10 protein-coding genes and 1 pseudogene are annotated in these 7,147 nt (G+C 49.6%); 10 read left to right on the plus strand and 1 reads right to left on the minus strand.

Going from position 1 to position 7,147, the window contains the following annotated elements; translation table 11 throughout:
- Positions 1-171, plus strand: a pseudogene (locus tag HGO41_RS25495) (IS4 family transposase); the annotation flags it as partial.
- Positions 172-217: 46 nt separating this feature from the next.
- On the opposite strand, the gene HGO41_RS25500 reads toward HGO41_RS25495, so the two are convergent.
- Positions 218-436, minus strand: a complete 219-nt coding sequence (locus tag HGO41_RS25500; RefSeq protein ID WP_014411533.1) for a protein SlyX — start codon at positions 434-436, stop codon at positions 218-220.
- Between the two features lie 293 nt (positions 437-729).
- On the opposite strand from HGO41_RS25500, the gene fkpA reads away from it, so the two are divergent.
- From fkpA to HGO41_RS25545, 9 genes are all read left to right on the plus strand, one after another.
- Positions 730-1,584, plus strand: a complete 855-nt coding sequence (gene fkpA / locus HGO41_RS25505; RefSeq protein WP_013573663.1) for an FKBP-type peptidyl-prolyl cis-trans isomerase — start codon at positions 730-732, stop codon at positions 1,582-1,584.
- A 264-nt stretch (positions 1,585-1,848) separates the two neighbouring features.
- Complete coding sequence (locus tag HGO41_RS25510) at positions 1,849-2,571, plus strand: helix-turn-helix transcriptional regulator (protein WP_013573664.1); 723 nt, start codon at positions 1,849-1,851, stop codon at positions 2,569-2,571.
- Entirely contained in the window at positions 2,568-2,960 is a 393-nt protein-coding gene (tusD, locus tag HGO41_RS25515; protein ID WP_013573665.1) for a sulfurtransferase complex subunit TusD, read from the plus strand. The genes HGO41_RS25510 and tusD overlap by 4 nt, the downstream gene beginning before the upstream one ends.
- A gap of 22 nt (positions 2,961-2,982) precedes the next feature.
- On the plus strand, positions 2,983-3,342 hold the full coding sequence (gene tusC, locus HGO41_RS25520; RefSeq protein WP_250981634.1) for a sulfurtransferase complex subunit TusC: 360 nt from the start codon (positions 2,983-2,985) through the stop codon (positions 3,340-3,342).
- 13 nt (positions 3,343-3,355) lie between these two features.
- Complete coding sequence (gene tusB, locus HGO41_RS25525; protein ID WP_013573667.1) at positions 3,356-3,643, plus strand: sulfurtransferase complex subunit TusB; 288 nt, start codon at positions 3,356-3,358, stop codon at positions 3,641-3,643.
- A gap of 143 nt (positions 3,644-3,786) precedes the next feature.
- Entirely contained in the window at positions 3,787-4,161 is a 375-nt protein-coding gene (rpsL, locus tag HGO41_RS25530) for a 30S ribosomal protein S12 (protein ID WP_013573668.1), read from the plus strand.
- A 96-nt stretch (positions 4,162-4,257) separates the two neighbouring features.
- Positions 4,258-4,728, plus strand: coding sequence for a 30S ribosomal protein S7 (gene rpsG / locus HGO41_RS25535; protein ID WP_005969574.1), 471 nt, complete (start codon positions 4,258-4,260; stop codon positions 4,726-4,728).
- 96 nt (positions 4,729-4,824) lie between these two features.
- Entirely contained in the window at positions 4,825-6,939 is a 2,115-nt protein-coding gene (gene fusA, locus HGO41_RS25540; RefSeq protein WP_013573669.1) for an elongation factor G, read from the plus strand.
- Positions 6,940-7,010: 71 nt separating this feature from the next.
- Positions 7,011-7,147, plus strand: a 137-nt coding sequence (locus tag HGO41_RS25545; protein WP_228389065.1) for a GTP-binding protein, incomplete at its 3' end; no start/stop codon positions are given.

A 7,147-nucleotide genomic window follows, 5' to 3' on the forward strand; every position in this document is an offset into this window, starting at 1 on the left:
ATCGGGCTGCCGTGGGCATCAGCGGGAGCCATCCCGGGTCATCTGAAGCATTTTTACAGCAACGCAGCGATGCTAAAGCTGCCCTCGAGGCGTGAGCGTGAATATGCGAGGGAAGTGAGAGAAAAAAGGTCAAAATACCCCTTAAAAAACAATGCCGGTCACCTTAAGTGACCGGCATTAGCCGCAAGGGCGCCTTTTTGTTGCGTCGCAATCCGTATCAATAATGCGGTGGCGGCGTTTCTTCCGACTGATCGGCAATCATTGATGGCTGGCTGGCACGCAGTTTGTCTGTCAGCAGGCGCAGGTGATCGTGCAGTCTGCTCATTTCCAACTGATGCTGTGTGACAATCATGTTCAGCTCTTCAATGGTAATTTCCTGAAAAGCCAGTTTGTTTTCCAGCATCTCCAGACGTTGTTCAATGGTATTTGAGTTCATCATCATTACCTCACTGTATGGCTCGTGTTGATCATGTTGTGCACTGACCTGAACCTCATCCTGTATTGTAGACCGGCGATTCTACCCGTAAAGCCGCAGGATTACCTGACCTCCCTGACGCTTTATCCGTATATCCCGATCGTGTGACGAAACTTATTGATGTAAAAAAGGTCGGAATAAGACGCTAATGGCGTGTATAGAGATTGTTTTGTCGTGAGACGGACAGTTATAGTAACCGCCGAACTTTCGTAATTATTACCAGAGGTCACAGATTTCTGGTCCTGGAGAAATGGATGAAATCACTGTTTAAAGTAACTCTGCTGGCAACCACCATGGCTATCGCCCTGAATGCCACTCAGGTTATGGCTGCTGAAGCCACAGCACCGGCCGCTGCTGCAACTGCGCCAGCCGCTGCCCCTGCTGCAACTGCTCCGGCAGCAACAGATACGGCCAAATTCAAAAGTGATGATGAGCAGGCTGCGTATGCTCTGGGTGCATCGCTGGGTCGCTACATGGACAACTCCCTGAAAGAGCAAGAAAAGCTGGGCATCAAACTGGATAAAGACCAGTTGATCGCCGGTGTTCAGGATGCGTTCGCGAACAAAAGCAAACTGTCTGATCAGGAAATCGAGCAGACTCTGCAAACCTTCGAAGGCCGTGTGAAAGCATCAGCACAGGCTAAGATGGAGCAGGACGCGAAAGCTAACGCTGACAAAGGCGACAAATTCCGTGCTGATTTCACCAAAGAAAAAGGCGTGAAGAAAACTGAGTCAGGTCTGTTGTATCAGGTTGAAAAACCAGGTGCTGGCGCAGCGCCTAAAGACAGCGATACCGTTGTCGTTAACTACAAAGGTACCCTGACCGACGGTACAGAGTTCGATAATTCTTATACCCGCGGTGAGCCGCTGTCCTTCCGTCTTGACGGTGTAATTCCTGGCTGGACTGAAGGCCTGAAACACATCAAGAAAGGCGGCAAAATCAAGCTGGTCATCCCACCGGCACTGGCCTACGGTAAAACTGGCGTTCCGGGGATCCCGGCTAACTCCACTCTGGTGTTCGATGTTGAACTGCTGGATGTGAAAGCGGCACCTAAGGCTGACCCGAAAGCAGCTGAAAAACCTGCTGAAGCAGCACCAAAAGCAAACTAAGTTGCTGCTGAGTCGTTGCAGAAAACCGTCGCTAAATGCGGCGGTTTTTTTTCGCCTCTCACTTTTCTTGCCGCCCGTCCTTCATTTTATTGAGGTTACTCTATGATGATAACTTGACGCTTTTGTTTCCCCGGCATAACGTCACAGATCCATATAATCGTAAGGCCGTTTTTTCTGTGTCTTTGATACAGTAACGACCGTGGAATGATGAATAATGCGTCCTGACTCCCGTTGGAAGGCGCGATAGAGAGGGTGGTAGCTTCGATGTCTAATTCGCTTATAACTGGCGAAACCGGTGAACTGGATTTGCTGGACCAACGTCCGTTCAGCCAGGTCGATCATGAGATTTTGTCTTCATACGAGGCCGTGGTGGACGGGCTTGCGATGCTGATCGGTGAGCATTGCGAAATTGTTCTGCATTCACTGGAAGACCTGAAATGTTCAGCGGTCCGTATTGCTAATGGTGAGCATACTGGTCGTAAAATCGGCTCGCCAATTACGGATTTAGCGCTGCGCATGTTGCATGACATGACCGGTGCGGACAGTAATGTGTCCAAAGCTTATTTCACCCGCGCGAAAAGTGGCGTGCTGATGAAGTCAGTCACCATCGCTATTCGCAACCGTGAGCAACGCGTGATTGGCTTGCTGTGCATCAACATGAATCTTGACGTACCTTTCTCGCAAATCATTCAGACCTTTATGCCGCCTGAGACGCAGGAAGTGGCATCGTCCGTTAACTTCGCGTCATCCGTAGATGATCTGGTGGCTCAGACGCTGGAATTCACCATTGAAGAAGTCAACGCTGACCGCAACGTATCTAACAATGCGAAGAACCGTCAGGTGGTTCTGAATCTTTATGAAAAGGGTATTTTTGATATCAAAGACGCGATTAATCAGGTTGCGGATCGCCTCAACATTTCTAAGCACACGGTCTACCTGTATATCCGCCAGTTTAAAAGCGGTGATCTGGTGGGGAACGAACGTTGAAACTGCGTTACTGCCTGCTGGTCACCGGCCCTGCATACGGCACTCAGCAAGCCAGTGCCGCGTATCAGTTTGCACTGGCGCTGATCGCCAGCGGTCATCATCTCGACAGCGTGTTTTTTTATCGTGAAGGTGTGCTCAATGGTAATTTGCTTTCCGCGCCGGCATCCGATGAATTCGATTTAGTCCGATCCTGGCAGCGCATGGCGGCAGATTACCAGGTGGCACTCAATGTGTGTGTCGCTGCCGCATTACGCCGCGGTGTGATAGATGAAACAGAAGCCCATAATCAGGGGCACGGGCAGACTAACTTGCAGCCGGGTTTTACCCTGACCGGACTGGGCAGTCTGGCTGAAGCTTCGTTGACCTGTGATCGTCTGGTGCAGTTCTGATGTGTGAATGCAGGGAGCAATAATGAAGAAGATCGCGTTTGTATTCACCCAGGGTCCGCACGGTACGTCTGCAGGACGGGAAGGGCTGGATGCGTTGCTGGCAACGTCAGCGCTGACCGAAGATATTGGTGTATTTTTCATAGCTGATGGTGTTTTCCAGTTAATGTCAGCGCAGCAGCCGGAAAAAATTTTGGCGCGTAATTATATTGCCACGTTCGGCGTGTTATCTCTTTACGATGTCGATCAGTGTTTCGTTTGTGAAGAGTCATTAAAGACACGGGGCCTGTCGGCTGGCCATGAATGGGTTCTGGATGTTGAGCCGTTGCCCGTGACTGAAATTCGCCAGCGACTGGCCGAATATGATGTGGTAATGACGTTTTAAATCAGGAAACTCCATGCTTTTTACTCTTGCCAATTCCCCGCAACATTGTGATTTTTCATTGCTTATTCACATGATCGCCCAGGACGATGCGCTTCTGCTGATGCAGGATGGCGTGCTGGCTGCACTTGATGGCAGTGAGGCATGCAACCTGATGAGTCAGCATGTGCAGTCCATTTATGTTTTAAGCGAAGATTTGGCGGCTCGTGGTCTGGTTGGTCAAATTTCACACAGAATCACATTGATCGACTATACTGGTTTCGTCGCGCTGACTGAGAAACATACCCAGCAAACAGCATGGTGAAACAACGATGTGCTGTATATTTCTTGACACCCTCTTAGGTCAGCCCTAAAATTCTGCGTCCCCATATTAGCTAATGCTTTTTATGGGGCGATTTATCACGCGTTTACAAAGTAGTTTATGAACCAAAATCCAGGAGCTTTTTAATGGCAACAATTAATCAGCTGGTACGCAAACCACGCTCTACGAAGGTTGCTAAAAGCAACGTTCCAGCGCTGGAAGCTTGCCCGCAGAAACGTGGCGTATGTACTCGTGTATATACCACCACTCCTAAAAAACCAAACTCCGCACTGCGTAAAGTCTGCCGTGTGCGTTTGACTAACGGTTTTGAAGTTACCTCCTACATCGGCGGTGAAGGTCACAACCTGCAGGAACACTCCGTGATCCTGATCCGTGGCGGTCGTGTAAAAGACTTGCCAGGTGTGCGTTATCACACCGTCCGTGGCGCACTGGACTGTTCAGGCGTTAAGGATCGTAAGCAATCTCGTTCTAAATACGGCGTTAAAAAGCCGAAGTCTTAATGGTTCTCCGTTAAGTAAGGCCAAACATTTTCACTTTACTGTCAAAATAAACTCTTAGAGTTTTGGACAATCCTGAATTAACAACGGAGTATTTCCATGCCACGTCGTCGCGTCATTGGTCAACGTAAAATCCTGCCAGATCCTAAGTTCGGATCCGAACTGCTGGCAAAATTCGTCAACATTCTGATGGTAGATGGTAAAAAATCTACTGCAGAAGCAATCGTCTACACTGCTCTTGAGACCCTGGCTCAACGTAGCGGTAAAGGCCACCTGGAAGCTTTCGAAGTCGCACTGGACAACGTTCGTCCGACTGTCGAAGTTAAGTCCCGCCGCGTAGGTGGTTCTACTTATCAGGTTCCAGTTGAAGTCCGTCCGGTTCGTCGTAATGCTCTGGCAATGCGTTGGATCGTTGAAGCTGCTCGTAAACGCGGTGATAAATCCATGGCTCTCCGCCTGGCGAACGAACTTTCTGATGCTGCAGAGAACAAAGGTACTGCAGTTAAGAAACGTGAAGACGTTCACCGTATGGCTGAAGCCAACAAGGCGTTCGCCCACTACCGCTGGTAATCACTTAGCAGTAGTTATGCTAACCAAGCGGGCGCTTCAAGAAGCCAACCCGCTTGGGTTAACTGAACTTGAACGTCCTAGTTATAGAGGAATCAAATGGCTCGTAAAACACCCATTGAGCGCTACCGTAACATTGGTATCAGTGCTCACATCGACGCCGGTAAGACAACCACTACCGAACGTGTTCTGTTCTACACCGGTGTAAACCACAAAATCGGTGAAGTTCATGATGGCGCAGCCACCATGGACTGGATGGAGCAGGAACAGGAACGTGGTATTACCATCACGTCCGCTGCCACCACCTGTTTCTGGTCTGGTATGGCTAAGCAGTTCGAACCACACCACATCAACATCATTGACACCCCAGGGCACGTTGACTTCACCATCGAAGTAGAACGTTCCATGCGTGTTCTTGATGGCGCGGTAATGGTTTACTGTGCTGTTGGCGGTGTTCAGCCACAGTCTGAGACCGTATGGCGTCAGGCAAACAAATATAAAGTTCCTCGTATCGCGTTCGTTAACAAAATGGACCGTATGGGTGCTAACTTCCTGAAAGTTGTTGACCAGATTGAAAAACGTCTGGGCGCAACTCCGGTGCCACTGCAACTGGCAATCGGCGCGGAAGAGAAATTCACCGGTGTTGTTGACCTGGTGAAGATGAAAGCTATCAACTGGAACGAAGCTGATCAGGGCGTTACCTTCGAATACGAAGAAATCCCTGCCAACATGCAAGAACTGGCTGAAGAATGGCGTCAGAAACTGGTTGAAGCCGCTGCTGAAGGCTCTGATGAGCTGATGGAGAAATTCTTTGGTGGCGAAGAGCTGACTGAAGAAGAGATCAAAACTTCTCTGCGTAAGCGCGTTCTGAACAACGAAATCATCCTGGTTACCTGTGGTTCTGCGTTTAAAAACAAAGGCGTACAGGCAATGCTGGATGCTGTTGTTGAGTATCTGCCAGCACCAACTGACGTTGAAGCTATCAACGGCCTGTTGGACGACGGTAAAGACACTCCGGCAGTTCGCCATTCTGACGATTCAGAGCCGTTCTCTGCTCTGGCGTTCAAAATCGCTACTGACCCATTCGTGGGTAACTTGACGTTCTTCCGTGTTTATTCCGGTCTCGTCAATTCAGGTGACACTGTATTTAACCCAGTGAAATCTCAGCGTGAACGTCTGGGTCGTATCGTTCAGATGCACGCTAACAAGCGTGAAGAAATCAAAGAAGTTCGTGCGGGCGATATCGCTGCTGCGATCGGTCTGAAAGACGTGACTACAGGTGATACCCTGTGTGATCCGGATAACGTGATTATCCTGGAACGCATGGAATTCCCTGAGCCGGTAATCTCCGTTGCGGTAGAACCAAAAACCAAAGCTGACCAGGAAAAAATGGGTCTGGCTCTGGGCCGTCTGGCAAAAGAAGACCCATCATTCCGCGTTTGGACTGATGAAGAGTCTGGCCAGACAATCATCGCAGGTATGGGTGAACTTCACCTGGATATCCTGGTTGACCGTATGCGTCGTGAATTTAACGTTGAAGCTAACGTCGGTAAGCCGCAGGTTGCATACCGTGAAGCTATCCGCGCTAAAGTTACCGATGTTGAAGGTAAACACGCTAAGCAGTCTGGTGGTCGCGGTCAGTATGGTCACGTTGTGATCGACATGTACCCATTAGAACCTGGCACAAATCCGAAAGGGTATGAGTTTGTCAACGAAATCAAAGGTGGTGTAATTCCTGGTGAATTCATCGGCGCGATTGACAAAGGCATCCAGGAACAGCTGAAGTCTGGTCCACTGGCCGGTTACCCGGTAGTCGATCTGGGCGTGCGTCTGCACTTCGGTTCTTACCATGACGTTGACTCCTCCGAGCTGGCGTTTAAACTGGCCGCTTCTATTGCCTTTAAAGATGGCTTTAAGAAAGCGAAACCAGTCCTGCTTGAGCCGATCATGAAGGTTGAAGTAGAGACTCCGGAAGAGAACACTGGTGACGTCATCGGTGACCTTAGCCGCCGTCGTGGTATGCTGAAAGGCCAAGAATCTAACGCTACTGGCGTTGTGATTCATGCTGAAGTTCCGCTTTCCGAAATGTTCGGTTATGCAACTCAGCTGCGTTCACTGACCAAAGGCCGTGCATCTTACTCCATGGAATTCCTGAAGTACGATGATGCGCCGAATAACGTGGCCCTGGCCGTTATTGAAGCTCGTGGCAAATAAGCCACTGGTTTAAACACAATGATCCCGTGCTCTCTCTTTGAAGGGAGAGCACAAGAGTAAGGAATATAGCCGTGTCTAAAGAAAAATTTGAACGTAACAAACCGCACGTTAACGTTGGTACTATCGGCCACGTTGACCACGGTAAAACTACCCTGACTGCAGCAATCACTACCGTTCTGGCTAAAACCTACGGCGGTTCTGCACGCGC

It is taken from the genome of Rahnella sp. CG8 (genome assembly GCF_023701875.1).
Classification (GTDB): domain Bacteria; phylum Pseudomonadota; class Gammaproteobacteria; order Enterobacterales; family Enterobacteriaceae; genus Rahnella; species Rahnella aceris.